The organism is Legionella resiliens (assembly GCF_021344005.1).
Taxonomy (GTDB): domain Bacteria; phylum Pseudomonadota; class Gammaproteobacteria; order Legionellales; family Legionellaceae; genus Legionella; species Legionella resiliens.
In genome coordinates, this window is the sequence record NZ_JAJTND010000005.1 from 16,849 (window position 1) to 43,070 (window position 26,222).

The window sequence follows — 26,222 nt, forward strand, 5'->3', positions numbered from 1 at the left end:
GGAATTATAATGTAATGGTGCGAAAGGAGAGACTCGAACTCTCACGGGTCGCCCCGCTGGAACCTAAATCCAGTGCGTCTACCAATTCCGCCACTTTCGCAAATCAGGTTGGATTATCAATCAGTAATTCGGTCTTGTAAAGACTCAGATAAAATCTTTAGCGATAAACCATTTTTCTCAAATGGGGTGAACGATGGGACTCGAACCCACGACAACCGGGATCACAACCCGGGGCTCTACCAACTGAGCTACGCTCACCATAAAAACTTTTTAGCCAGAAATTCTTATGAACAAGATCTGGGCTGGCACGCCCGGCAGGATTCGAACCTGCTACCCTCGGCTTAGAAGGCCGATGCTCTATCCAGATGAGCTACGGGCGCATCTTGGTCGGGGTGGAGGGATTCGAACCCCCGACATCCTGCTCCCAAAGCAGGCGCGCTACCAAACTGCGCTACACCCCGTAAAACCCGTCCCAAGGACAGAGCGCAGATGATACTAGGTGCTTTCATCAAGGTCAATATCTTAAATCATTTAATTTTTATTAATTTTGCTTTAAGTATTAAGAGACTTATTTAGCTTGAACAAATCGATATTTTTTGAACCATATAGCTGAGTGTACAAACAAATACTTAGGCTCCTGCTCCTACTCGTATCTTCATCACTTTTCAGCTAGCATTAGTGATTATGATAAATACCCAAATGAATATTATGAAATTTAAACTGCTTCCTATCTTCGATAATATGAATTACTTACATAAAAATCATGAACATGCCGTATTACCCCATATTCGCTTTCAAAATGATTTTAATTACGCTTTAAGTTTTCTGAAAAGCTATACCGGTAGTCAAGGTACATTTAATAGCTACCGCAGAGAAACGGAACGTTTATTACAATGGTCCTGGTTAATTAAGAAAGCTACGATAAATGAATTGAAACGTGATGATATAGAGCAATACATACATTTTTGCCAGAATCCGCCCAAATCCTGGATCAGTTTAAAAAAAGTACCCCGCTTTATTGAAATAGATGGAAAACGTACCCCTAATGAAGAATGGAAACCGTTTGTAGTAACATTAAGTAAATCTGCAATAAAAAATGGACACAAGCCTGAAATTGATCAATTCAATTTATCTCAAGGAGCTATTCAAGAAATATTTGCTATTTTAAGTACCTTGTTTAATTTTTTAATTGCTGAGGAATATTTGGTCTCTAATCCGGTTGCTCTAATTCGTCAAAAAAGTAAATTCATTCGAAAGAGACAGCATAATGCCCCCATACGCAGACTTAGTTTGGTTCAATGGCGCGCAGTATTGGAAGCCGCCGAATCCCTTGCAGAAGAATCTCCCTTGAAGCATGAACGGACCCGGTTCATGCTAAGCATGTTGTTTGGTATGTATTTACGTATCTCTGAACTGGCAGCAAGTGATCGCTGGATCCCGAGCATGAATGATTTTTCCAAAGACAGCAACGGCCATTGGTGGTTTACCACCGTCGGTAAAGGAAATAAAGAACGACAAATTGCAGTAAGCGATGCAATGTTAGAGAGTTTAATGCGATGGCGTTGTTTCCTCGGATTATCCCCTCTTCCCTCCCCTGCTGATAATACACCACTTATTCCTAAGATTCGTGGTAATGGACCCATGAGTGATACAGCACCAATACGAAGAATCATTCAGCACTGTTTTGACTTGGCTGGTGAGCAACTGAGGATAAATGGGAATATTGAGGAAGCAGATAATTTGGCTGCTGCCACGGTCCACTGGCTAAGACATACAGGAATTTCTGAAGACGTTAAAATTCGCCCTCGTGAACATGTACGGGATGATGCTGGCCATAGTTCCAGTGCAACAACTGATCGCTACATTGATATTGAGAAACAGGCTCGCTACAAATCAGCCAGGAAAAAAACTATAGAGCCCGAAACAACCTAGATATTTTGTGTTAAAATTAATTCATTTGTAGCTAAAGATTTATCATGCTTACACTTCGTCAAATTACCCTGAGTCGTGGCACTAAAATTTTATTGGATAATGCCAATGCCACTCTTTATGAAAAACAAAAAATAGGTCTTATTGGTCATAATGGTTGCGGTAAATCAACATTATTTGATTTTTTATTAGGAAAATTAACTCCTGATTCAGGTGAATTTTTAATTAATCCTCAACTCTCCATCAGTCATTTATCTCAGCAATTACCTGATAGCGATGAAAAAGCATTGGATTTTGTCTTAGGCGGCGATGACCATTATATGAAGTTGCTCCAGCGTTTGCACGAAGCGGAAACTATAGGCCATGATGCTGAAGTGCTCGCATGTCATGTAGAATTAAGTCATACCGGAGGCTACAGTAAACCAGCTCAGGCAGCTACGATCATGTCTGGACTCGGTTTTAAAGGCGAACAGCAACACGCTTCGGTAAATAGTTTTTCCGGAGGCTGGCGAATGCGTTTAAGCCTTGCTCGATGTTTAATGAAACCGGCTGATTTACTTTTACTGGATGAGCCTACAAACCATTTGGACATGGAGGCAATTTTTTGGCTGGAACGTTTCTTGAAGCAAAGTCCCAGCACGATTATTCTTATTTCTCATGACCGAGAATTTCTTGATGCTTTTGTTACTCATATATTACATATTGAGAAACAAAAGCTAACTCTTTACAGTGGTAATTACAGTTGTTTTGAAAAAACACATGCACAACAATTAGCATTACAACAAGCAATGTATGAAAAACAACAAACAAAAATCAATCATATGATGTCCTTCGTCAATCGTTTTAGAGCAAAGGCAACTAAGGCAAAACAAGCACAAGGACGTCTTAAAGCCATAGAGAGAATGGAAATTATTGCTGCAGCACAAGCTGACTCACCTTTTTCTTTTGATTTCTTCCCTTGTCCTCGCGCTGGAAATCCCTTAATTCAATGCAATATGGTTGATGCAGGGTATCAAACTGAAAAACCGATTCTAAAAAGAATTAATCTCTCACTCAATCCTGGCGATCGAGTAGCCCTACTCGGACCAAACGGTGAAGGAAAGTCAACTTTAATTAAAACCCTAACTGGGTCTTTAACACCTTTGAATGGTACGATTCACCGTTCAGCACATTTAAAAATTGGCTATTATGCGCAACACCAATTGGAACAATTGGATTGCAATTTAAGTCCAGTGGAAACAATTCAAGTTTTGTCATCCGAAGTGCGTGAACAAACGATTCGTGATTTTTTAGGTGGCTTTAATTTTACTGGTGATATGGCTGTACAACCTATAAATAACTTTTCCGGCGGAGAAAAAGCACGCTTGGCTTTAGCGAAACTTGTTTGGCTTAAACCCAATCTGCTCTTGCTTGATGAACCGACAAACCATTTGGATCTTGGGATGCGATCTGCCATTGAACTTGCATTGCAAAGTTATGAAGGTGCATTAATTCTGATTTCTCATGACCGCCATATGCTCAAAACCAGCGTAGATAATTTCTATCTGGTATACCAACAAAAAGTTCAAGCTTTTGATGGTGACTTAGATGATTATTATTCCTGGTTACAAACTAAAGATGCAATTAAAGAAAATACAAATGCCTCACCTGTGAATGATTATAAAGAAAAGAAAACGTTACAAAATCGCCTGAAAAAATTGGAACAATTAATTGAACAATATCAAAGTGAAATTTCCAAGCTGGATACCCAACTCGGTGATTCCACTCTTTATGAAGACAGTGCGCAACAAAATAAACTCAATCAATTGGTACAAAAGCGCACATCCACTCACTCCTTTTTAAATCAGGCTGAAGAAGAATGGCTAGAAATTAGCAGCAGCTTGGAAGATTTGGTTTAAATTTGTAGCTTAGATGTAACGGAACCTGAGGACAGAATGAGTTCGATGTTCCCGGTTCCATAACACTACACCAAGCTACAAAACTTCCTTTTTATTTCATTTTTATCATTTTTCCTCATTAAGCCATACCTCCAATAGTCTATAATTTAGACATACAGTATTTAAGTGAGACTATTATGAAGGAAGAATTGCTCGCGAAACTTAAAAAAATTAATCCCGTGAACGAACATGGAATTCCCCAAAATAAAGGGAACTGCCAGTGGTGTGCAATAGAAGGAGCGCGAGTACTACTTGAAGGTGTTGAACCCAGAGAGATTCCAAATCATGAGGGAGGCAACGATCCTATAGAAGAGCGTGTTCATTACAAACATGGCAGCGAGGATGTAACAACTAAAAACCCAACCGATTTTTTTGAGAAAATTCAAGAACTAAAACCAGGTGAATTGATGTTAGTTAGTCTAGAAAGTGAAGATTTAGATCATGCCTACATCATCTATGTGGATGAAGAAAGCAATACTTACCTTATTGATCCTGATAGACAGATTTTTGCTGAATTAGATGATCGAGAAGATTTTCTTCAAACAGTAAAGGGATGGGATGAGGTTTCGAAAGTAAATTATTTAAATGGAGACGTCAATCCTGATAAGTTTAGAGATAAAGTCAAAGTTTCTATATGTGTATTAAATCAAGCGGCAGTTGAGCATGATCCCTTACCTGAATATGGAAGTGAGCCTACCGAAAGTTTAAGTCACTATTAAGCATACACGCTTTTCGTCGGTTAAAGCCGCTAGAAAAAAATAAATAATAATCAAGAGTGGTTATAAATTTCGACGGCAACCCCGCTAACATCTTTTTGGATTTGAAAAGCATCATCAAGCGTTTCCAAAGGCGTATTAGATACTGCAATGATAAATACAAGTAAATGCCCATTTTTTGCGTCAATATATCCCGATAATACTTCTGAAAAGGAATAAAAACGTTGGTTCGCGAAGTCATAAGTTAGTGATGTACCTGTTTTCGCATGAATTTTGCCTACTGCGGGAATGTTCTGGGCTGCTTTAGCAAGACTGCCATCGACACCAAGTATTGGCAGTGCATTATAGAACAGTTTAAATTGGTCTTCAGGAAGTTTGTGTATATAGGTTAATAACTGAATAGCAGCCTTGGGAAGAAGCCTGTTTGTATCGCCACCAGCGCCATCACCGAATACAAATTCATTTTTAGCTAATCCTACTGTATCAAGTAAAAATGTCGCAATATGGGACATGCCGTCTGCAAATGATGTTTCCTTATTATGCTGGGCTAATAAAAGCGGTATTAAATCGGCACCTATGTTGTGACTTAATTTTAAAATAACTTTCACATATTCAGAAAATGGTGGAGAAATATATTGTGCTATAGGTGTAAGTTGCTTATAGACATCGGCGTCTGGCAGTTGGCTATTTTTATTATCAAGATTTACTATAATCCCTTGTTGTTTTAATGCAGCGATAAAAGCTTTTCTGGCAAAAGGCTCCGGTTTAAGGATAGGAGATACTCTTAACAGTTCCCCTGCATTGGCCGCAATTTGTCCTTTTAGAGTCAATACAGTGTTGTCATTATTGGTTGAGATTTCAATATCGTTTTTTTCATCATCGCCTACGGTCATAACCTGATTATCAATAGAATAACCAGGGGCTTGTGGACGCCATTTTATTGAGGCTTTCTGGCCCACAACGGTAGGTTTAATTTGAAAATCAAACAGATTTTCATTAATCATGATTGGGGAAATAGTGTAATTGCGCAAATATTCCGTTTTAAATAAACGGTTGTCCACTAACACATCACCATTAATTTGTTTAATACCTTTGGCTTTGATTTGTTGAGCAAGGCTGATCAGTCCATTGAGCGGGTTTTCGGGGGTAATGGATGCGCCTGGCAAATCATTAGCATAAATATGATCGATATACCCATAAGTGAGTTTGTCATCATGAACACGGCCGCCTAATTCCAAATCGCCTTTCCCAACGAGAATTAAGTTACCATTTAGCGTCCCCTCGTCTTGTTGTCCAATAAAATAAACCGGTGTTTTAAAACGGTAGCCATTACCGAAAACATTCAGTGCAGCTGCAGAAGAAAATAATTTAGTAACAGAGGCAGGCATTAATAAATAGCGAGTATTTAATTGATAAATAGTCTCTTGGGTATTCAAATCTTTAACCTCAATCCACCATTGTGCATTTTGGTAGCGTGGTTGGTGCATCACATTGAGCATATCCTGAGGCAATGATTTAGCCGCATTGGATGAAGTAGAAAGCACGAAAATAAAGATGATGCTGAGCGGATTGAAAAGTATTTTTGTTGTTTTTTGCTTCGTTTGCACAGTAAGTTCCTATTAACTAATGGTTCCCTTGAGAATAAGTTGTCAGATATCAATAATTATATCAAGCTACCTTAAGTTTCTTTTCAATAAGGATAAACGCATCTAATGCATGGTATAAAATCAAGATATCTGCATTCTGCACTTATGCCTGAGAGATCCTCATAAAATTTAAACAGGAAAATATGTATTTTACAGTACAATGATGTCTAAAAAACTGTCATCCCGGCGTAGGCAGGTATGAAGTAGTGCATAAAAGCATAGATAGATCCGGCTTCTAAGCTCATTTTACTAAAGGGGCTTAGAGAGGGCTAACAGTTATAACATCAACTTTTTGTTCTGCTTTTCTACAGTTAGAGTCTTGCTCAAAAGTATTTTGTTTTGCTCCTATTATCATGCCACTCATATAAAAATTGGATTGGCTCATCATCTTAACCCTTAGTGAAGGGTATATTCTGGAAATGCCATTTTTAGGCTTGCAAATATTCCTGCAGTACGTAGCTCCCGGCTACTTACTAAAATTATCTTTATAACAATTTATCGCTTTTATTGGTCTACAACTTTCTCGATGGGCTATAATATAATCAGTTAGATCCAACTTTATACGGATATGGACGCAAAAATCGAGAAACTTAAAAAAATTAATCCCATAAATGAAGAAGGTATTCCCAAAAATAAAGGAAACTGTCAGTGGTGTGCTATCGAAGGAGCTCGCGTATTGCTGGAAGGTGTTGAACCCAAAGAAATTCCAAATTTCGAAGGAGGCAATGATCCTTTAGAGGAGCGAGTTCATTATAAACATGGCAGCGATGAGGTGCGTTCCAAGGAGTCAAAAGATTTTTTTAGCGAAATTGATAAATTAAAAGCTGGTGAATTAATGATAGTTAGTCTGGAAAGTGATGATTTAGATCATGCATATATCATTTATGTAGATGATGAGAAAAAGGCTCACCTTATTGATCCAGATAGACAAGTTTTTGTTCCATTAAATAAAAATGAGAAAAATTTTCATCAAGCGGTTCGTGGATGGGATGAAGTTTCAACAGTCAATTATTTAAATGGTGATATTAATTCTGATTTTAGAAGTAAAGTCAAAGTTTGTATGTGTGTATTGAATAAGGCAGCCGTTGAACATAATCCATTACCCGAATATGGAAGTGAACCTTCTGAAAAGTTAGATTATTAATAGATTTAATAAATATGGAACTGAGGTTCCAAGTTTCAGTTTTCATTTATTGAAATTTATTTTTTAGTTTTTACAGACTGTAAGAATTCTAACATCAACTTCGCAGCGAATTGTTCTGCTTTTCTACGATTAGGGCCTTGGCCAAAAGTTTTTTGTTTTGCTCCTAATACCGTACAGGTAATATAAAATATTTGATTGTGCTCATCACCTTCCACCTTAGTCAAGGTATACTCTGGAAGAGCCATTTTTTCAGCTTGCAAATACTCTTGCAGCTGAGTTTTGGCATCTTTTAAGCAATCGTTTAAATTAGAATCTTCGAGTCTGGAACGATATAGTCCCAGAATGACCTTTTGTGCAGGATCTATTCCGCCATCAAGAAAAATTGCTGCAAAAATAGCTTCCATAGCATCTGAAAGGATTGAGGCGCGACGAAAACCACCACTTTTCAGTTCTCCCTGCCCTAAAAAAAGAAAATCTCCCAGATCAATTTCTTTAGCCAACTCAACCAACATGTCACCTCGAACCAAAAAGGAACGCAAGCGGCTTAATTGACCTTCACTTTGCAAAGGAAATCGATGAAACAGTTCATTGGCAATTATAAAACTTAAAATTGAATCTCCAAGAAACTCGAAACGCTCATAGTTTTCACTTCCTACACTACAATGCGTTAAAGCTTGCTTGAGATAAGCAATATGATTGAATTGATAATTTAATCGTCTGCATAACCTTTCTAAATCAACTTTCACTGCCTGTTACAACCTCTTCAATATGATCAAAATCAAATAATAAGCTTATATTGTATACTAAAGGCTTAATCACTTGATATTTCAATTTCACTCTAAATTTATTGACGCCAAGGGGCTCAATCATCAACTGATTTTCCTTTAAACTTTCTACTCCATTAATATTTAGGCGTTTATCCAAAGTACTCTTTAGAACATTAACATCGGCCATGGGATCGCCCGTTAATGAAGATGGAGATATCTCATTTAATCCTTTTATCGACTTAGTAATGGAGTAATACTGCAAATAAACTGGAACAACTCGCATTACTATCGTTGCCGCTATAACAATCACAACTACTGCAAATAACATCCCTATAAAAGTCATTCCCTTTTGCTTGTGCATTCGTTATTCCTTTTTTCTGTTCACTGGGTAATCTGTTGCTAATTCTCTAGAGTAAGCCAATGGTTTAGTTTTAGAGCACCGAAACGCAGCATACATGAAGATGTGTGAATCTCGGAACACATAAAATCACATCATTTTAGCCAAGATATTAGAATGGCAACAGCCCCTAATTAAAGTATTTGGATCTGAAAATAAATACCAATACTTACGGAATTAATTTTCCTATTCTTGACCAACGAACGTTATCGGTCTTACCATTCCAACTCATCCAAACCAAAAATGCTCTGCCTCGTAAGTAGGGCTCAGGTACAAAACCCCAAAATCTGCTGTCAGCACTGTCATCTCGATTATCGCCCATCATAAAATAATTTCCTTCAGGAACTACAATATCAAAGTCCACAGCAGGAACATCCGTCCGAACGAAAATATTATGCACTGTTCCATTTAAATCTTCTTTGTATTTAGCTACAGCCTTTCCAGAACTTTCATCAATAGTGTACTCAAGAAAAGTTTGCTTTGCTTCCTTTCCATTAATGGTTAATACCTTATTGTGATAACTAATTTTATCTCCAGGTACACCTATCACCCTTTTAATGTAATCATAGGAAGGATCGGGCGGCCATCGGAATACAGCAACCTCTCCTGTTTTAGGATCAGAAATTGAAACAGCTTTTTTTTCCCAAACAGGAAGCCTTAAACCATAAATAAATTTGTTTACCGCTACGAAATCACCCACAAGCAAGGTCGGTTCCAAAGAGCCTGAAGGAATGCGAAAGGGTTCAATGAGGAATGAGCGTAAAATTAAGACAATGAAAAACACAGGAAAAAAAGATCGTGAATATTCAATAATACGATTGGGCTTTTGATTCTCAGCGCGTTTTTTTGACCAGAATATTATGTCTAAAAGATAAATAAATCCACTAACAAAAGATAGGACAACCAATATTAAAGCAAAATTCATAAATTTATATCCTAATCAAACTTAATTTTATAATAAGACATTCACTGGCATTAATATGCCGCCCTTATATCAACGTGTTTCCATTTCTACTATCTTGGCCAAACTGCCCTGATTTTCTGCGTTCCGATGCTCACATACTCTATGTATGCTGTGCTTCGGTACTCGAAAATCAGGCCATTTTGACTCAAGCTAGCGCAACGCATATTTCTACTATCTTGAACCAAAGAGAAACAGATCCTATTTCTTTTTGTCTGTTTGAAAAACAGCCATAAAAGCTTCTTGGGGTATCTCCACATGCCCCACTTGTTTCATGCGCTTCTTCCCTGCTTTTTGCTTTTCTAATAATTTTCGTTTTCGAGTCACATCACCGCCATAACATTTTGCAGTAACATTTTTACGTAAAGCCTTTACTGTTTGTCTGGCAATAATATGACTGCCCAATGCTGCTTGAATTGCTACGTCAAACATCTGCCGTGGGATCAAATCACGCATTTTTTCGGCAATTAGCTTTCCACGACTTTGTGCTGAAGAACGATGAACAATAACTGAAAGCGCATCCACTCGTTCGCTATTAATCAAAATATCCATTTTCACCAAATCAGCTTCTTGAAAACGTAAAAAATTATAATCCAATGAAGCGTAACCACGACTCACCGATTTTAAGCGGTCAAAAAAGTCAGAAACCACCTCACTCATTGGAATATCATAGGTTACAGAAACCTGACGACCACTGTAAGTCATATTAACCTGAACACCACGACGTTCAATACACAAACTAATAATTGACCCAAGGAAATCCTGGGGCACCAGTATATTTGCTCTCACAATTGGTTCGTACATTTCTTTAATTTGAGGAAGCGGTGGTAGAAGTGATGGATTATCAATCAACAACGTCTCGCCTTTTTGGGTCAAAATTTGATAAACCACAGTAGGCGCAGTAGATATTAAATCAAGATTGTATTCCCTCTCCAGGCGCTCCTGTACAATCTCCATATGCAGCATACCCAAGAAGCCACATCGGAAACCAAAACCTAATGCCTCGGATGATTCAGGCTCATAAAATAATGAAGCATCATTGAGGCTTAATTTAGCTAAAGCTTCGCGAAATGCTTCAAAATCATCCGAACTTATAGGAAATAAACCGGCATAAACTTGTGGTTTTACACGTTGAAATCCAGGAAGCGGTTTTTCTGCAGAATTTTTTTCCAGAGTGAGGGTATCTCCTACTGGGGCACCTTGAATTTCTTTAATTCCAGCGACCAAATAACCTACTTCGCCAGCATTTAACACATCCAGCTTAGTACGCTTGGGTGTAAATATGCCTACTTGATCGACTTCATAAGAACGGCCGGTAGACATCACCCTCATTTTGTCGCCTTTGCGTATTGAACCATTTACGATACGTACTAATGAAACCACACCGAGGTAACTATCAAACCATGAATCAATGATCAATGCTTGCAAAGGTCCATTGATATCACCTTCTGGCGCTGGAATGTGAGTCACTAAAGCTTCAAGCACATCTTCTACACCCAAGCCGCTTTTGGCACTAACTCTTATTGCATCATGTGCATCAAGACCAATAATGTCTTCAATCTCTGAGATAACACGCTCTGGCTCAGCTTGTGGTAAATCGATTTTATTGAGTACAGGTAAAACAGATAAAGATTGATCTATGGCAGTGTAACAAACGGCTACCGTTTGCGCTTCCACTCCTTGAGCTGCATCTACAACTAGAATCGCACCTTCACAAGCCGCTAGAGAACGGGATACTTCATAGCTGAAATCTACATGTCCTGGTGTGTCAATAAAATTCAAGAGATAGGTTTTACCATCTTTTGCTGTGTAATTTAACGAAACACACTGGGCTTTAATGGTGATGCCTCGCTCTCGCTCTATATCCATAGAATCAAGTACTTGAGCACTCATTTCACGCTCAGTTAAACCACCACAAATTTGGATAAATCGATCAGCCAGGGTTGACTTACCATGATCGATGTGGGCAATAATTGAAAAATTACGAATTCGCTTTAAATCACTCAACTGAAATAACCTATTTTGCAAATAGCGCATTTTAGCTTAAATATGCGTAGCCTTAAAGTATTTGCTAATACACTGCATTTTTAATAAAATTTATCGTTTCAGTTTACATTACTTGGAGGGGCTATGCGACAAATGCCATGTCTGGGGTTTATTGCAATAATATTGCTGCTTCTTTCATTCTCAACTTATTCAAATACGTCATTTACCCAAAGAAAAGACGTACAGCTTTTTATTAAAAACATGGTTAAAGAGTATCATTTTAATGCTAAAGAGCTTACAGCAATAATGAATCAAGTAGTTATTCAGCCCGATATCATCGAATCCATGGAAAAGCCCTATGAAAAGAAAAATTGGGATGTTTACAGAGATTTGTTTCTGACCCCCATGCGCGTAAAGGGCGGATTGGATTATTGGGTTGCTAACAGAACAGCATTAGAAAAAGCAGAAAAAAAATATGGTGTTCCCCCAGAAATTATTATTGCGATTCTAGGTGTAGAAACTTTATATGGAGAGCGACAAGGAGGGCATCGAGTTCTGGATGCTTTGGCGACATTGGCTTTCAACTATCCCAAACGCGCACCTTATTTCACTAAAGAATTAAAAGAATATCTGCTTCTTTGTCGTGAACATGGAGTACCAGCAACCCAATACAAAGGGTCTTATGCTGGCGCTATTGGTCAACCACAATTCATGCCAAGCAGTTACCGTAATTTTGCTGTTGATTTTAATAATACAGGCACACGCGATCTCGTGTCGAACAATGCTGACTCCATTGGGAGTATTGCTAATTATTTCCATCATCATGGTTGGAAACCCAATGATGGGGTTGCCCAGCATGCGAAATTAATAGGAACACACTATAAACGCATTCAAGTTAATCCTAAAAGAGCAAATTATCATTATTCACAATTAATTTCATATGGGATTAAGCCTGTAAGTGCAGCAGATAATCATCCTTCACGTGCCGGATTGATTGAGCTAGTTACCGCTAAAGGAAATGAGTATTGGATAGCTTATCCTAATTTCTTTGTAATTACCCGTTACAACTCCAGCCCCCAATATGCGCTTGTAGTATATCTGTTGGCACAACAATTGAAACAACAATGGACTGCAATGAATATAAAAAAACATAGAGCATATGCTTAGGCATGGATACTCTTTTTCTTTTTGCAAAACATCTTGCTGAAACAGGATGTTTTTGCCTTAAATTAAATGCGGATGGCGCCTTAATTACTCCACCCGCACAACGTAGTTTTGATGAAATTAAATCATTACAAACTGAATGTAAAACTTTAATTATTGAAACATGCGAACATGTCAGCCTTCTTAATCTGGAGTTCGCATGGCTTCCAGAAAGAAAAGCAAGAGCTGCAATTCCTTATGCTTTAGAAGAGAAACTGGCGCAACCTGTAGATGAGCTGCATTTCGCTTTTGATAGAGCACGATATCAAAACAATCAATATCTGGTCACTGTTATAAGTAAACAGCGAATTCGATATCTGATGCAATTGCTCAATGAACAAAAAATCGAATTTTCTGCAATTACTGTGGATTGGTTTGCCTTAGAACCACAAGAGCTATGTATTAGTGAAACGACTTTAATCATCAACTTGGATGATTTCAAAGGAGCACTTTCCGGAGAGTTAGCAGACGTCTATCTAAAAAGCCATCCACAATATCAACCCTTACTTTTCGCAGACAGTGCAATCCAAATTGATCCATCATTAACTAAAAGTCAGGAAACTTCACATACCTGGATTGCTCAAAGAATACTTAAATCCAAGTTAATGAATCTCTGCCAAGGAGAAATGCAACATGGAAATAAAGCAGATTTAATTAAAAAGGGATACCAGCTCGTCGGCGCCCTTTTTTGCTTTTGGCTTGTTTCTCTCCTTGTAGTGAATGGAATCAAATTGCATTTATTAAATAAGCAAACTCAAAAAATTGATGAACAAATTGCAGTGATTTATCATGAGTTTTTTCCTGATGCAAAACAAATTATTAGTCCTAAATTTCGTATTACAGAACTTTTAGAAAGTAATAATACAGAAGAGCAAAATCGCTTTTGGTTTTTACTCAATCAATTTGCCAAAGTAATGAAAAATGAACGCAATACCCTAGAGCAATTGCGCTATCAAAACAAAATTTTATCTGTGACGATAATCAGTACAGATTTTGCCAGTCTAGAAGAGTTGGAAAACGAATTAAAAAAACAGCAACTCAAGGTAAAACAAACTCAGGCATCGACTCGTGAACAACATGTTGTAGCTACTTTGGAGTTAATGTGAAAGCCTATTTAAGTACACTTAATGAAAGAGAAAAGTGGATGTTAATTGGAACAGTGTTGTGTCTTTTCCTCTATGTTTATTATTTATTTTTATATAGCCCCTTAAGTCAACGAGTTACCCAAAAATCAGCTCAGTTAGTGGAGAAAACAGCTACGCTGGATTGGATGCAAAAAATAAGACAACAAAGTCACATGAAGCAAACAAAAAAGAAAACAGTGGATAACAGTCAGCTTTTGACAACATTGGCAACGCACTTAAAGAATGACCCGACCCTAAAATTTCCTTATCAGTTGCAACAAACTGGCTCTGGAGATATTCAGCTTACTTTTGATGCTGTTGCTTTTAACCTATTTATTATTTGGCTGGAGAAAATAAATCAAAACTATGCCATTACGGTGAAACAATTTGAAGCAGATCGCTTGAAAACCTCAGGGATCGCTCGATTAATGATTCTAATTAGTTCAGCTTCTAAAACGACGTAGTCTTAATCAAATATTTCATAAAAATAAGGAAATTTCATCTCACACTAATCGGTTAGAATCGTTCGTTTTCATCAAGCTGGAGGTCCCGAAGTATTAATACTCGAAGAAATGTTATTGCCCGAACCTGGAAAAGGAGAAGTTCGCTTACGTGTTCACGCAATTGGTTTAAATCGAGCTGAGATTATGTTTCGCTTAGGAGCCCATCTCCTTGGGAGAAATAGTAGACGCACATAAATACATGGAATCAAATGAACAAATCGGCAAGATTGTAGTGACCCCCTAATACAATAAGTTCCCGGAGTTAGATTTTGCCTAAACCGGGAACTCATTGCTTTATTGCTGCACGCTGCTCCAATTAATTACCGAAGCACTACTTTTGATTTCGGGCGGTAATGCATTTAATGCCTTTTGTGCTTCTTCTGCTGTGCTGTATGTTCCATATACCCCTTTATAATGCGTTTTTCCATCTCGATCATATTTTACCTGGGCTATTCGATCATTTTTGGGGGCTTTATAAAGAACTTGCGCTACTCGAGATGCCTTATCACCTTCTACCAGTTCAATAGTGTAGCCTTGCGGATTTTGGCTATTTACCCAACTCTGATCTCTATCCTTAAAAGAAGTTGGAGAATGCAACTCTCCAACATAATATGAATCAGGAACTTTAACTTCCTGTTTTTGTTGATATTTATAGTCATAACTGACCATACTATAACTATTATTGGCATATGCTTCTGTATTATCATAAGAGTACGCTGGATAGGCCATGTAGTCGCTTTCTTTGGCACAAGAAGACATTGTGAACGCACAAATTGCTATGAGTGCTAAATTTATTTTCTTGTTCATTGTTATCCCCTATTTATAATTCTTCTTTTTAGTCCTTGTCTGTTATATCTACAAATTTAAGAAAAACTTTAGAAAATTGTGTTGTTAACGAACAAATTATGCCTTACAGTAATTGTTTTTTATTTTATATTGCAAAATCTATGTGGACACATCGACGCTCTGGACAAACAAATCAAAGAGGAAATCAGGATCATCGAGATCCTTATGAACGAGACCGAACTCGAGTAATTCATTGCCCTGCGTTCAGACGACTGCAAAGAAAAACACAAATTTTAGGGACTGATGAAGGAGATTTTCATCGCACCCGCCTCACTCACTCTCTGGAAGTTGATTCGATAGGACGCAGCATTGTACACAATCTTTTAATGAGCCAAGAAAAACATATTGGACTCGCTGGTTTATTACCTAATGATGATCTCATTTCTGTTATTTGTTTATTACACGATATTGGCCACCCTCCTTTTGGCCATGGTGGTGAGGTCGCTTTAAATTATATGATGCGCAATTATGGAGGGTTTGAAGCAAATGGACAAACTCTACGGTTACTAACCAAAGTCGAAAGCAGCTATGGAACCTATGGTCTTGATTTAACACGGCGTGCGCTACTTGGTATTTTAAAATATCCAGTGAAACGTTCTACTGTTGTAGCACCCAAGCAACCTCCAGTTCATGAATCCATCCATAAAACCATCAAAATCAATGATTGGCTGCCTCCTAAAGCTTATTTTGATTGCGAACAGCCTGAGATTGATTGGCTGCTATCACCTTTTACCGATAGAGACAAAGAGTTATTTCAATCATTGTCACAAATGCCGCATAATACAAAATCAGGAAAATCAACTTATCATAGTTTTGATTGCTCCATCATGGATATTGCGGATGATATTGCTTATGGTGTTCATGATCTTGAAGACGCTATCCATTTACGTCTAATCAATCCCTCTCATCTCGATACATCTGAATTTAGACACTTATTAAACAATACCCTATTAACTGATCGACAAAATCAGATAATTGATTCGCTATTTTCTTCAGATCTTTATTCAAGAAAACAAACAATAGGGGAAATGGTTAATTATTTTATTACGTCGACGCAAATCATAATAACCAACGAAAAATTTGAGAATAATTTACTCAAATACAATCTGGCGCTCACTCCTGAAGCAAATGCCCTTCTAAATTATTTAAAGCAATGCATCTATAATAATGTCATTGACTCTCAGGAAGCCCGTACTTTTGAATATGGAGGTCAAACGGTCGTACTTAGACTCTTCGATGCGATTAGTTCAAATCCTGCTAGTTTATTAGATAACAAAAATAGAGTTTTGTTCAAACAAGCAGAGGATGAAACCTCAGCTTATCGAGTGGTATGTGATTATTTAGCCAATATGACGGATGAGTATGCCTATAGAATGCATGAACGATTGTTTGGTTTTAATACACGAACAATTTTTGAAAGGCTTTAAGAGCACCTCACAGGTACAATCAAAAAAAGAGACAAGAATTCTGTTCCGGAAAACATTATTTTCTATTCATATCTAAGGATTGAAGGGAATTTTTTTTAGGAATTGGATTAAATGTTTATCTTGATAAATAAAAACAATTAAACCTGAATATGGCGTCCCCAAGGGGGTTCGAACCCCTGTTACCGCCGTGAAAGGGCAGTGTCCTAGGCCGCTAGACGATGGGGACCTGGATCTTTAACAACTTATAACATTTTACTACAAACTTCAAACACCAATAATGGCGTCCCCAAGGGGGTTCGAACCCCTGTTACCGCCGTGAAAGGGCAGTGTCCTAGGCCGCTAGACGATGGGGACCTTGAACGTTTTCCCATCAACATCAAAGATGTTGATGGTGGAGCTAGGCGGGATCGAACCGCCGACCTCTTGCATGCCATGCAAGCGCTCTCCCAGCTGAGCTATAACCCCAAAATTTAGGTTCGCAGTTTAATGAGCCACCCAAGATCTGTCAAGTAAATTTTGCACTTTTCCTTAAGAAGTTTATTTTGTAACCGAAAATGATGCGTAATAAGTTTTTAAACTGTCTGATTTACAGAAAATCAATACAGGTGGTTACTACCAGGAAGGTATAAAAAGCAATTGTTGTTGCTGCATACCCCTCTAAAAAGACTGATTACATGAATAATTTATTTACATATCGCATTGTATATATTCTTTTTTTTTCATTATAATACGTTTCACCATAAGCGAAATAAGAATACGTTCATTGCATTGTTAACGCTTAATCTCCTGTTAATAATAGCGGTGTATTATTTTATTTCTTTTGATTCTAGGAGTTTTGCTGTGCCCCAATATTCACAAAATAAATACCTTCAATCCTTACTAGAAAATCTGATTACTTCATACGAAACTGAAATAAACTACACGCCCTTAGAAATTGAACTTGATCCACAACAATTCGCTGAAAAAGATATTGATAGCCTATTGAACTTTATTAACGAAGATCGTAAACGTCTCTTTATTTTTAAAATTCCAGAAAGCCAGCAGACCTCTAATCGACTCGCGTTACTTGCACGTAGAGCCGTCTTAAATAAAACAGCAGAAACCCTACTTAAAAATACATCCAACGAACCCAAAATTAACCCATTGAAGTATGCGTTGAACTCCAAGTCGACCGCTGTTCGTGCGCGTATCCAAATTCAAAGAAGTATTCATTTACCTAAACCGCCAAGCATTCCAAAAGACATTCATCTCGAACATAGTGAACTTATAGAAAGTCCGGATCTTAATCTAATTCCTATTGAATTGCCTGATTTTCCTGAATTGGTTGCACAGCTCAGAGCTTTAGGTATCGAAAACCTACAACAATCAGCCATCCCCATCATAAAAGAACATGCTTATGCATTTAGAGATGGTATCATTCCCAATAATCCTCCCAGAGGATTTCATATTAGTAAAAACAAAAAAGCCCTTTGTTATACTGATGCACCAAAAAGACTCCCTTCTGCCTTAGCTCCTGTACTTAAAAAACTCGAATCCTTAACATTACCTTCGGTAGAAGAAGCAACAACCTTGTTTCCAAATCTTTCTCGACAAACTCTTTCGACACTATTAGAAACAAAATATTCAATTGAACAAAAAAATATATTGTTCAGCCTATTTCCTGCATATGAAAATGAATTCAAAACATTATTACTGCAATTGTATCGATCAACTGAGCCACAAATCTCAACACAACAGCATGACGAATTCATCATTCCATTACTTTGCAAGCAATATATACTTGGAGGTGAATCACATACTGCTTTATTAGTGAGACTGCTTAATGGGTGTTTGAATAAAAAAATCAATCTTGAGTTTCTTAACAATCCTGAAGTTCAAAATTCATTATTGAGCGCCCACGGAATTAAAAATCTTCAAAAATTAATTCAACTTCCAGCAGAACAAAGAGAATGGTGGAACAAACTGGTTGTTAATCATCTTAAATATGACAAAAAAAGCTTTGATTTTAACACCTTTTTTGATGCCTATACTCAAATTTTTCTTCCTCGAATTGCAGAAAAAAATCTGACTTTACCCAATCCGTGCCCTATTAACCATCAAGGGCATTTGCTTATTACCTTAAATCGGGTGATGGATGTTATAGAACAGGCTTCAAACCCACAGGAGCAGTGTCTTTCTTTGGCGGAGCTCAATTGGGGACCAACAGGCGTTCATTATGCCATGTTACAAAAACCAGCTCCGGAGCAATTTAAGCACGTTGCCGCCTGTATGAAGATTAACAGTCCTGAAGACACCATTACCGATCCTGATCTCATTTATCAACAAATCAATAACGAACATCTTGAACTTCAACCTTGGTTGTTTCGATATATAGGACAACATTGGAAGGCTGAAATCAGATTAGAGGACATCCAGTCTCAGCTTCTTGAAATTGGGAAGCTCGATTCTTGGTCCACCGTTCAAAAAAATCAACTCACTTTTATTTTAACATGTGCTTTTGCGGATAAGACCGTACTGAACGCCAAACAATGGAATGAAACTTTAAAAAATTGCATACATTCTCTACAGAGATTAGATCCAGATGATCGAAGTGATTTACTTCATGCATTTTCACGATGTTTTAAATTCAAACCCAGCCCTTCTTTGGCCCAAATCAATACATTAATCAAACAATGTATTGATTATAAAATTACATTTCCTGATAAAAAAATCAAAGAAGAATTTATTGCTCCACTCGTTTCATGTTTGGAAAATGAAGGATTTGAACTCCTCAATACACTGCAAGAGCGCATTCAAAAAACAGATCCAGCTCCTGAAGAAAATCAATTTTCCCTATCTGTTATTGCAACTTTTACAGAGATGCTGCAAAAAAATCGCCAAGCCTTATCTCCTGATGTCATCAAACTCCTTACAAAACTCAATGAACCTAATTTAACTCAAGAGAAAATTGATAATTTATTATTAGGCATTCAAAACGTAGGAAATAAAAAAGGCGATGTTTTTCAGCGAGTCGTATCCAGTACTTTAGGCCAAATCAATATCTCAAAATCACAAACATTACCTAAAATAGAACAAATTGAGGCATTACTGGATACCCTTGCAAATTCAGCGGAAACTATCCCTGAAGAGTGTAAAACCCTAGAAAAACAGGAAGCCTGGTTAAAAGCGCTTCTCATTGAAAAGAATCCATTTCCGGGCTGTGTACTTGGGAATGGAGATATTTCCAAGCTCGATGATTTAATTGTTGATGCTTTAGTTGATGCGATTAAAAAAAGAAGTGCTGTATTTGATGTAAAAAAATTAAAAACAACACTTCAAGAAAATCTGCAAAGTTTCCTGGTGCCTAAACAATTACGTGAACAACTCGATCGCGAATTAATGCCCCTATTCGATGCAGTAGACGAATTGGTACAGCTCTTACAAAGGCCCAATCCCAAATTCTCTGACGTTATTGCAAAACTTCAGTTTTTCGAAGAGAAAAAACCTCTTTTACTCGATGGAAAGTATCGTCTCGTCGGAGAAATTAAAGGGGAACATATTTTAAGTTTCTTGCTTACTGGAAAAAGAAAAGAAACGGATAAGACTACGGGATCAACTTTAGCTGCTATTTTGGCTCCCGTGCATAACAAACTGATTGTACCACCAATGAAAGCCTTCTTTGACAATCCTCAGAATAAACTCATTGTCAAAGATTTAGATTTTAATACCTGTCTTTCCTGGATGACAGCTTTTAATGAGACACACTCTTTAACCTTCTTTTTCAAAGAAGAACTGATTCAGAAAAAAGTATTGCCTGCTTTGAAAAAAACATTACAACAACTGAATACGCAAGACGTTGAATTTGAAAAAAGTGTTCTTGACGAAGCTACTTTAATTGATGAACATGCCCCAGCTGACCAAGCGTTACAAAGCTATAAAAACAAAATTGAGTCAATTGCAAATTATCTCAACCTGCTCATCGAGCTTAATGACCAACTTCCTCAACAATTCAATAAAATCTACAAACAACTGAACACAGGAGCCCTGGCTCGTCTAAATTATAAGCAAAAACAAATTCTCGTTGATAAGCTAATCAAAGAAAGCTCGCAAAACCTGGATCTTTATTTAAAACTGACAACCCAAGCTTTAGAAGAGTACCCTAATGCAGATACTGCTGCGCTTGAGCGTGCAGTCAATGGTTTAGTTGAACTGTTTAAAATAGAAAATCTTGAGCCAGATACCCAAATTATGTTCTTCAAAATGAGCATGGCTCATAATTTGAAAAGCACGACTCCCTTCCCGCTTGCGGCATTAAACGAATTGAAGAAATCGGCTCTTCCCGAAGAAACCAAATCTTTAATTATCAAACAAATTATTCAAATTTTAGGGCTACCAGGCACAAAATCCGAGCTCATTCAGGAACTAGTCCAACAGACTCAATTATTCTTAACTCATAATCCAGGGCAAACTGAGCTTTGCATTGCATTACTTAATAAAGCATCTCAGGATAATTCCAAGCTGGAATACTATGCTCAAATTCTTCAACAATTGGATCAAGTCGATCTTGAGCATAGGCTCAAAATTGCTACGATTTTAACTGGCTTAGCTAGAAATAAAAAAGACTCCTCAGTAAAGCTTGCTGCATTGCTGGAAGTTGCTAAAGGTTTGGGACGTCGCTCTATTGATGATGTCAATCGAGTCCATAAATTATTTGATACCCCCCCCTACCCTAATGCACAAAGCCTTAACTCTGCCTTATTCGCGCATGGCTCTGAAAAACTTCATGAATATTGCGCCAGTTTCGACACAAATCCTTTTGCTAAAAATGGGGTAAAAAGAGACCTAGCCGATCATTTTGCAACAGATCGGATAAAATATGCTCTGGAAAATTTGCAAGATTTACTGCATGAAACTGATTTTCCTTATTCATTGCAAATGAAACTTGCAAGGCAATTAACTTTTATTGAAACTTTAGGTTACTCTGACCCCCTAAATCCCGGAGATTTTCAAAAAGAAAAAAAATTAACGGCCTGTTCACGTCATGATTTAAAAGAACACGCCAGCGCTTTGCTTCAAAAACTACGCTCGCAATTACTAAGTCCCGAAGAAAAGGAATTAACCCATTTAGAACTTTTAGCTTACTTAAGAGAAATCTATTTCCGAACTACGGGTTTATTTCCCAATACCACACAAATGCTCGTTCTTTTGATTGCACTAGAAGATCCAACATCCAATTTATTAATGCGCATCAAAACTGGAGAAGGGAAAAGTATTAATACGCCTATGCTTTCTGTTCTACAGTGGGCACAAGGTGGTACTGTTGTTCAATGGACTGCGAACCCAACCCTTCTGGTTCGAGATTTTGAGAACAGTTGTGAGCCATTTTTTAATTTTTTGGGAATCCCAACAGCTCTCATTCAAGGCGACACTCCGATTACAGCCTTTAAACCTAATGGAATCAACTGCTCCACAGTTGAAGACATGGCTAGTTTTCATTTAGCTGCCAAATTAGCCGGAATGGAAAAACTACTTAAAACGGATGGTCCAGTACATATTGTCTTAGATGAATGTGATGATGCACTTTTAGATCAATTAACACTGTATAAATTAGTTGCAGAAGCCGAAGCAAGCCAAACGAATAATCCTGCTCAATGGGTTTATCCGCTGGCCTACCAATTCATCAATTTGCCGGCATATCGCAATGTTGATTCATCTCGTAAAATTTGGGATGAGGATGAGGATCTGGATCAATTCCGATTATTTCTCAATAAGCAAATTAATGAACAATTCAGCGGTGATGTTCAAAAACAAAATTATTTGATGGCATCCAGTAATACACAACTGAAACAATGGCTTCATGCCAGTTGTATCGCCGAAAAGCAGGTTGAAAATAAAGATTTCTTAATGCAACCAGTCAAGGAAAAGGATGAATCGGGTCAGGAAATTATTAAAAAAATTGCTTGTGTTCCTCTAATTCGCAGTACACCTAAATCAGGTTCAATTTTTACTGAAGCAGTTCAACAGGCTTTACAGGCCCGATTGCAAGCAGAATACAAAGATCAAGCACAATATATTTTTATTGATCCAGTCCCTTCAGTACTTGCCAGTCAATCTGCACAAGGGTTAATTAAGTTTTTTCAAAAGACCTTGGGACGTCTGCTTGGAATTTCAGCAACTCCTGGAGACAAACGCGAGTTGGAAAGCTTAGCTACCTCAGTCGGAACCCAGGCAATCAGTATTGCTCCTCATGCGGGAGACAAACGCATCGATCATGATCCGATTTTTACGTTAAATCGTGAACAAACCATCAAGGCAATACATGAAACATTTGACAAGATTAAACGTCCTGTTACACCAGCCATGATGAAGATTGATCCTGATGAAGAAATTCAAACCTATGAGGAATATGAAAATTTACTTGCTGAAAGAAAAAGTGCCATTGAAAAATGGAGTCCCACTCAAACTCAACCTATCCTCATTATTAATGAAGATTTTAGTGAGGCAAAGGCAATTGGTAATAGTTTAAAGATCTATGAGGAACAAGGGTTTAAAATTCAGATTATTACCGGTAAGGAAACTCCAGCTGAACTGGATAAGATCATTAAGCAAGCAGGCCAAGTCAATACCATAACTGTAGGTACAGCAATGCTTGCAAAGGGAATAGACATCAAGACAGATCATCCTAAGGGTTTATTTGTAATGCAAACTTATCTGGATACAGAGAGAATGACCACTCAGATTCCTGGGCGTACTGCGCGTAATGGAAAACCTGGTGAATGGTTACCAATTTATCAAGTAAAACCACCTGAAGATTTATTCAATAAGTTTTTTTATTATGTTTTCCCTTGGAGTCGGCAACGTATTAATGAACATACCGTCGAAATATTAAGAGAAAAAATCCAATTACAGGCAACAGTCGACAGAATATATACTCAGAGCATCGATGAAGCTCAGCAAGTCCTCATGCAACAAATTGAAGCTTGGGAAGGTTTACTCCTTGAGCTCTATCCTGATAATCCCCAATTACAATTTGAGCTCTATCAATGGCGTGAAATGCTTTTGAATGAACTGGCTCGCGCACAAGATCCCAATGTATCTGAAAGTTCTCTTAATGAAAGCATTACCCAGTTTAAAAGGTCTGCATGCAAGCTTTGGGAGTCTGCTCGAGAAGAAAAATGGGTGGCCAAGGCAGAAAAAGCAACTCACATGAGTTATGAACAATCCCTAAGACTTAAGTTCTTAAAACAAGTAGATTTCGTTCAAGAATTAAATATTCAAGCAAAACTACAACAAAAAGGTAAACCCATTACCGCTGGAATAAAAGCACTGATGCAGCAAAACCTTGAAACAGTGATTGCTGACAAAGCAGGAGCAGTTTTAGAGTATACAAAACCCTCAGGTCAAGAAAAAAAGAATTTAGAATTAGCACAAAGCAAGCAAATTTTACCTTATTTAATTGGAGATTTTTGCACTATATATCCAAATATTATAGAAAAATTTTTCCCTGAACGAACATCCAAAAACCCCTCCTATGTGCCTGTAATAGTCATAAAAGTAATTAAAAAGCTAATCGAACAAAAAAATAAGGTATTGCATGGCGAAGAAAAACAAGAAGTCGCCAAAGGTATCATCCAATCTTATCAAGAAAAATTGATGAAAGCCGACAGCAAAGAAATTGGGGAATTATTAGCTCAGATGAAACCCTGGATCCAAGAACATTGCACAGATTTAACAAAATTTTCGCTTGTTGAACAATTTAAAATGCAGGGTTTGGTCCTTACTTTTTCTACCCTTTATCGAAACTTAGGCTTACCTGAAGATCCAAGTTTGAATGACTTGCAAAAAGCATATAACGAAGAAATTATGAAAAAACTGGCTCAACATTTACTCAATGAATTTGCTTGGGTGCATAAAAATCCAGTTCCTTTCCACGCGCTCTTTGAACGAACTGCTGCCAAAAAAGCTGCTTTGAATATTTATACCTTGGCAGAGGATTTAATCAATTCGCCTCAGGACAAAGACAAAATTCAGACTCTCTATGCAGCCCTTCAGCGTCATAGAGTCATTTTAAAAGATATGTATCTGTTTTCAATCAGTCACTCATCGCCTCGAAATGTCATTAATGATGCATTAGATGCCATTGATTCATTAAATAATGCGCCCTCTTGTGATTTTGACTTTAGGCAAAAATGTCATGATAAAGCCGTTTCAGAACACCAAATTTCTGCATTCCGTAGAGTGTTGACGAATAATTCGCCTTCCTTTTTCAATACTTATGATCCTACGTGGGAGCATTTGAAAAAAACACTACTTGAAATAAGCCGCCAAAGCAAAAGTAATCCAAGTCATATTGTACAGGAATTATATGAAGCGACCGTACGTTTTAGCTCATATCAAGCATATCAACCTTATTTAAGCCGACTTAATGCCTTGAAAAAACAACTTTTACGCTCTATAGAAGAATTGGATAAAGCTGATGGACTGAATCAAGACGTACAAGAAAGCCTATTTACGCAAAAACAGAACCAATTTGCTACCTTATTAAAAGTAAATCCAAAACAGGTTCGCATTCAAAGTGGTAGTGATGGCATGCAATCCTACATAGAATTACAAATTGAAGATGCACCGTTGCAAGAAGGATTTACTGGGTATCAATCCTCTTTCCTAACCCGAGTAGAGGCAGAACGAAGTGAACTCAGGAAAGTTCGATCAGCTCTTGAGGAGAATAAAGAGGGTCTTCTTAAGTTAGGTGATGTACAGCTAATTGAAATCCTTCCTGTGCGAAAACGTCCTGCATTTGAGAAATTATTTAGATTAAAAGGGCTTTTAACACGTGATTGGAATTTGGATATTGATCGCAGTGAACTCCCAGAGCTGATTCGACAAAAATTGGAACATGTCGATGAGCTGAAGCATTGGAGTTGGAAACTTCATCCTGTGGATCAAATCCGACTCAAGACAATTTTGGGTAAAGAACCAAATATAAATATTGCTGCTTCTGTTAATGAGCAATCAAGCATCCAAAGCGATCTTGAGAAAATTAAAGCAAGGATAACTACTGCTAATGAACGAATTCGCCTCAAACAAAAAGAAATATCAGATGCTGAAGAGATCATTACTGCAGCAGAGAAACGTATGAAAGAAAAAGATTGTACCTATGTAGAGGGAATTAAGTTAAGGGGTACAATTTTTCTTCGACAAAGAGATATCCAGTCCTTTCAAAATCAACTTGTGGAACTTAGGGAAACTTTATCGTCTATTCAAGAAGAAGAAACGGAGTGCATAGATGCATTAAGTGACCATAATGTAGGATTAGATAGTAAGAGAACTGAACTCATAGAAGAGTTGCTAATTCAAATCAAACGGGATCTTGCATCTTATCTCGATGAAACATCAAAACAATACGTCGCTGGAATAGAGAAAGAACTTTTGCAAGCTGAGCCGGTTATTGAGAAAATTGAAAAAGAAGAAGTCCAAAAAACACGCTATCAAACACGGAGATTCTTCAAAACAAGTGAGCTGTTACAGTATGAAGCAAGTTTGGTTGGTGAAGAAGCAGGGATCCGAGCAAAAGTGCTCGAGCCTTCAGTCGTACATGAGGAACATGAAGTTCTAAATACAGGGGTTTTAGTCTATTAGGAAGTTTAGAAAGCCTGT

At 37.5% G+C, this 26,222-nt stretch carries 15 protein-coding genes and 7 tRNA genes; 9 read left to right on the forward strand and 13 right to left on the reverse strand.

The features are described 5' to 3' along the window. Positions 1 to 15: 15 nt before the first annotated feature. From LXO92_RS12715 to LXO92_RS12730, 4 genes are all read right to left on the reverse strand, one after another. Positions 16 to 100, reverse strand: a tRNA-Leu gene (locus LXO92_RS12715). 82 nt (positions 101 to 182) lie between these two features. Continuing rightward, positions 183 to 258, reverse strand: a tRNA-His gene (locus LXO92_RS12720). Positions 259 to 303: 45 nt separating this feature from the next. After that, positions 304 to 380: transfer RNA gene (locus LXO92_RS12725), tRNA-Arg, on the reverse strand. Positions 381 to 384: 4 nt separating this feature from the next. After that, positions 385 to 461, reverse strand: a tRNA-Pro gene (locus LXO92_RS12730). A gap of 247 nt (positions 462 to 708) precedes the next feature. On the opposite strand from LXO92_RS12730, the gene LXO92_RS12735 reads away from it, so the two are divergent. From LXO92_RS12735 to LXO92_RS12745, 3 genes are all read left to right on the forward strand, one after another. Beyond that, complete coding sequence (locus LXO92_RS12735) at positions 709 to 1,932, forward strand: tyrosine-type recombinase/integrase (RefSeq protein ID WP_182349937.1); 1,224 nt, start codon at positions 709 to 711, stop codon at positions 1,930 to 1,932. Between the two features lie 44 nt (positions 1,933 to 1,976). Further along, entirely contained in the window at positions 1,977 to 3,827 is a 1,851-nt protein-coding gene (locus LXO92_RS12740) for an ABC-F family ATP-binding cassette domain-containing protein (protein WP_232891104.1), read from the forward strand. A gap of 176 nt (positions 3,828 to 4,003) precedes the next feature. Next, on the forward strand, positions 4,004 to 4,585 hold the full coding sequence (locus tag LXO92_RS12745; protein ID WP_232891105.1) for a hypothetical protein: 582 nt from the start codon (positions 4,004 to 4,006) through the stop codon (positions 4,583 to 4,585). A gap of 50 nt (positions 4,586 to 4,635) precedes the next feature. Here the strand turns inward: LXO92_RS12745 and dacB are convergent, their stop codons facing one another. Continuing rightward, positions 4,636 to 6,189 carry a D-alanyl-D-alanine carboxypeptidase/D-alanyl-D-alanine endopeptidase gene (gene dacB, locus LXO92_RS12750; protein ID WP_232891106.1) on the reverse strand — a complete coding sequence of 518 codons (1,554 nt, stop codon included), beginning with the start codon at positions 6,187 to 6,189 and terminating at the stop codon, positions 4,636 to 4,638. 607 nt (positions 6,190 to 6,796) lie between these two features. Here dacB and LXO92_RS12755 point away from each other — a divergent pair. Then, the gene (locus LXO92_RS12755; RefSeq protein ID WP_232891107.1) at positions 6,797 to 7,372 is read left to right on the forward strand and encodes a hypothetical protein; all 576 of its coding nucleotides are present in this window, start codon (positions 6,797 to 6,799) and stop codon (positions 7,370 to 7,372) included. 56 nt (positions 7,373 to 7,428) lie between these two features. Here the strand turns inward: LXO92_RS12755 and rnc are convergent, their stop codons facing one another. The 4 genes from rnc to lepA form a co-directional block, all read right to left on the reverse strand. Further along, the gene (rnc, locus tag LXO92_RS12760) at positions 7,429 to 8,118 is read right to left on the reverse strand and encodes a ribonuclease III (protein WP_232891108.1); all 690 of its coding nucleotides are present in this window, start codon (positions 8,116 to 8,118) and stop codon (positions 7,429 to 7,431) included. Then, positions 8,108 to 8,500: a DUF4845 domain-containing protein gene (locus tag LXO92_RS12765; protein WP_182349942.1), complete on the reverse strand. Its 393-nt coding sequence runs from the start codon at positions 8,498 to 8,500 to the stop codon at positions 8,108 to 8,110. Before LXO92_RS12765 ends, rnc begins: the two co-directional genes overlap by 11 nt. A 205-nt stretch (positions 8,501 to 8,705) precedes the next feature. After that, positions 8,706 to 9,461 carry a signal peptidase I gene (lepB, locus tag LXO92_RS12770; protein ID WP_182349943.1) on the reverse strand — a complete coding sequence of 252 codons (756 nt, stop codon included), beginning with the start codon at positions 9,459 to 9,461 and terminating at the stop codon, positions 8,706 to 8,708. A 237-nt stretch (positions 9,462 to 9,698) separates the two neighbouring features. Continuing rightward, a complete protein-coding gene (gene lepA / locus LXO92_RS12775) occupies positions 9,699 to 11,534 on the reverse strand; it encodes a translation elongation factor 4 (RefSeq protein ID WP_182349944.1) in 1,836 nt (611 codons plus the stop codon). 93 nt (positions 11,535 to 11,627) lie between these two features. Between lepA and mltB the strand changes: the two genes are divergently transcribed. The 3 genes from mltB to lspM are packed head-to-tail and all read left to right on the forward strand — an operon-like array spanning position 11,628 to position 14,274. Then, a complete protein-coding gene (gene mltB / locus LXO92_RS12780) occupies positions 11,628 to 12,650 on the forward strand; it encodes a lytic murein transglycosylase B (RefSeq protein WP_232891109.1) in 1,023 nt (340 codons plus the stop codon). Between the two features lie 2 nt (positions 12,651 to 12,652). Further along, a complete protein-coding gene (gene gspL / locus LXO92_RS12785) occupies positions 12,653 to 13,792 on the forward strand; it encodes a type II secretion system protein GspL (RefSeq protein ID WP_232891110.1) in 1,140 nt (379 codons plus the stop codon). After that, positions 13,789 to 14,274 carry a GspM family type II secretion system protein LspM gene (gene lspM, locus LXO92_RS12790; RefSeq protein ID WP_182349946.1) on the forward strand — a complete coding sequence of 162 codons (486 nt, stop codon included), beginning with the start codon at positions 13,789 to 13,791 and terminating at the stop codon, positions 14,272 to 14,274. Before gspL ends, lspM begins: the two co-directional genes overlap by 4 nt. A gap of 333 nt (positions 14,275 to 14,607) precedes the next feature. Here the strand turns inward: lspM and LXO92_RS12795 are convergent, their stop codons facing one another. Further along, positions 14,608 to 15,120, reverse strand: a complete 513-nt coding sequence (locus tag LXO92_RS12795) for an SPOR domain-containing protein (protein WP_182349947.1) — start codon at positions 15,118 to 15,120, stop codon at positions 14,608 to 14,610. A 140-nt stretch (positions 15,121 to 15,260) separates the two neighbouring features. On the opposite strand from LXO92_RS12795, the gene LXO92_RS12800 reads away from it, so the two are divergent. Beyond that, positions 15,261 to 16,586 carry an anti-phage deoxyguanosine triphosphatase gene (locus LXO92_RS12800; RefSeq protein ID WP_182352837.1) on the forward strand — a complete coding sequence of 442 codons (1,326 nt, stop codon included), beginning with the start codon at positions 15,261 to 15,263 and terminating at the stop codon, positions 16,584 to 16,586. A gap of 150 nt (positions 16,587 to 16,736) precedes the next feature. Here LXO92_RS12800 and LXO92_RS12805 read toward each other — a convergent pair. The 3 genes from LXO92_RS12805 to LXO92_RS12815 form a co-directional block, all read right to left on the reverse strand. Then, positions 16,737 to 16,812, reverse strand: a tRNA-Glu gene (locus LXO92_RS12805). Between the two features lie 52 nt (positions 16,813 to 16,864). After that, positions 16,865 to 16,940, reverse strand: a tRNA-Glu gene (locus tag LXO92_RS12810). 35 nt (positions 16,941 to 16,975) lie between these two features. Beyond that, positions 16,976 to 17,051 (reverse strand) — tRNA-Ala (locus LXO92_RS12815). Between the two features lie 375 nt (positions 17,052 to 17,426). On the opposite strand from LXO92_RS12815, the gene LXO92_RS12820 reads away from it, so the two are divergent. Then, complete coding sequence (locus tag LXO92_RS12820) at positions 17,427 to 26,204, forward strand: hypothetical protein (RefSeq protein ID WP_232891112.1); 8,778 nt, start codon at positions 17,427 to 17,429, stop codon at positions 26,202 to 26,204. The last annotated feature ends 18 nt before the right edge of the window (positions 26,205 to 26,222 follow it).